This window comes from Cetobacterium sp. (genome assembly GCF_051653945.1).
Classification (GTDB): Bacteria; Fusobacteriota; Fusobacteriia; order Fusobacteriales; family Fusobacteriaceae; genus Cetobacterium_A.
In genome coordinates this window covers 1-1,545 of sequence record NZ_JBOFXD010000007.1, presented here as the reverse complement: position 1 = coordinate 1,545, position 1,545 = coordinate 1, and the positions used below count along the sequence as shown (strand labels likewise).

The window sequence follows — 1,545 nt, the reverse complement described above, 5'->3', positions numbered from 1 at the left end:
AAACTATGGTGGATCATGGTGGAGCCAAGATAAAGAGTTCCCAACTTTCAATGGACCAATTTTATTTACAAGTAACTGTATTGTTCCATATCCATTTAGAGAAGGAGCTAAGAAAGTTAATTATATTGATAAAGTGTTTACAACAAATGCAGCAGGAATGGAAGGTTGTAAACATATAGAATTAGATGAATTTGGAAATAAAGATTTCTCTGAAATTATAAATCTTGCAAAAAAATGTGAACCGCCTATTGAAATTGAAAAAGGAGAAGTTAATGGTGGATTTGCTCATAATCAAGTTTTACAATTAAAAGATAAAATTATAGATGCAGTTAAATCTGGAGCTATTAAAAGATTTATAGTTATGGGTGGATGTGACGGTAGAATGGCAGATAGAAAATATTACACAGAGTTTGCTGAAAAGCTACCAAAAGATACTGTTATTTTAACAGCAGGATGTGCTAAGTTCCGTTATTTAAAACTTCCTTTAGGTGATATTGGTGGTATACCAAGAGTTTTAGATGCAGGACAATGTAATGACTCTTATTCTTTAGCTGTTATAGCTTTAGCTTTAAAAGATGCTTTTGGACTTGAGGATATAAATGATTTACCAATAGTATATAATATAGCTTGGTATGAACAAAAAGCAGCGATAGTTCTTCTAGCTTTACTTTATTTAGGAATAAAAAATATTCATGTTGGACCAACTCTTCCAGCATTTTTATCACCAAATATAGTTAAAGTTTTAGTAGATAATTTTGGGTTATCAGGAATTAGTACTGTTGATGAAGATTTAAAAAAATTTAATTTAATATAGAGGAGGAGTAAAATGGCACATAGAATAGATAAAGAGATATGTATTGGATGTGGAGCTTGCGAAAGTGTTTGCCCAGTTTCATGTATATCAGAGGTTGATGATGGAAAAAGAGAAATAAATGAAAATGATTGTATAGATTGCGGAGCTTGTGCTTCTGTATGCCCTGTATCTTGTATAGCCCCTGTATAAAAAGGAGAGTAAATCTTATGAAAAAATGTGATTGTGAGGAGCAAAAAGAACCAATAATCTTGAATCCTCATATTGAAGGTAATGCAGATGAAGTAATTGACGAAGAAATAAGAGAGAAAATTGAGGAAGGAATATTTGAAGATACTCCAATTTATGCTTTAGACTCACTTGATTCTAGATTAAAAAAGAAAAATGAAACACCTGTTATGAATGAAAAAACAATTTTTGTAGATATTTTAAATGCCCATAAGCTTCCAGAAGGAAAATTTGGGCTATTAAAAGTTTTATCTGGAAAAGTAAACTTTGTATGGGAAGAAGATCCTGATATTATATATACAGTAGATTCTAATCATCCTTTAGTTATATTTCCAGAAAAGCTTCATAGAGTTATATTAGATGGTCCTGTAGAATTAAAAGTAGAATTTTACGAATAAAAAAAGTCAAATATTTAAAAGTTATTTCGAATCTTGAATTTGGGCAAATTCATAATGTTCTAAATATTTATGAGTGTAGATTAATAACCTAAAAGAGAGTCCGTATGG

Annotated in this window: 3 protein-coding genes; all 3 read left to right on the top strand. The window is 30.2% G+C overall.

The window, feature by feature from the left end; translation table 11 throughout:
- The coding region (gene hcp / locus ACRC8M_RS00610; RefSeq protein ID WP_438527346.1) for a hydroxylamine reductase at positions 1-814 on the top strand (814 nt) is incomplete at its 5' end.
- Positions 815-826: 12 nt separating this feature from the next.
- Positions 827-1,003 carry an indolepyruvate ferredoxin oxidoreductase subunit alpha gene (locus ACRC8M_RS00605; protein WP_047384514.1) on the top strand — a complete coding sequence of 59 codons (177 nt, stop codon included), beginning with the start codon at positions 827-829 and terminating at the stop codon, positions 1,001-1,003.
- A 17-nt stretch (positions 1,004-1,020) separates the two neighbouring features.
- Positions 1,021-1,437, top strand: a complete 417-nt coding sequence (locus tag ACRC8M_RS00600; RefSeq protein WP_047384515.1) for a DUF1971 domain-containing protein — start codon at positions 1,021-1,023, stop codon at positions 1,435-1,437.
- Positions 1,438-1,545 lie beyond the last annotated feature (108 nt).

Bases quoted from the DNA above. Each gene is read 5' to 3' on its own strand.
- ACRC8M_RS00605 (WP_047384514.1), top strand. From the start codon at position 827: ATGGCACATAGAATAGATAAAGAGATATGTATTGGATGTGGAGCTTGC.
- ACRC8M_RS00600 (WP_047384515.1), top strand. From the start codon at position 1,021: ATGAAAAAATGTGATTGTGAGGAGCAAAAAGAACCAATAATCTTGAAT.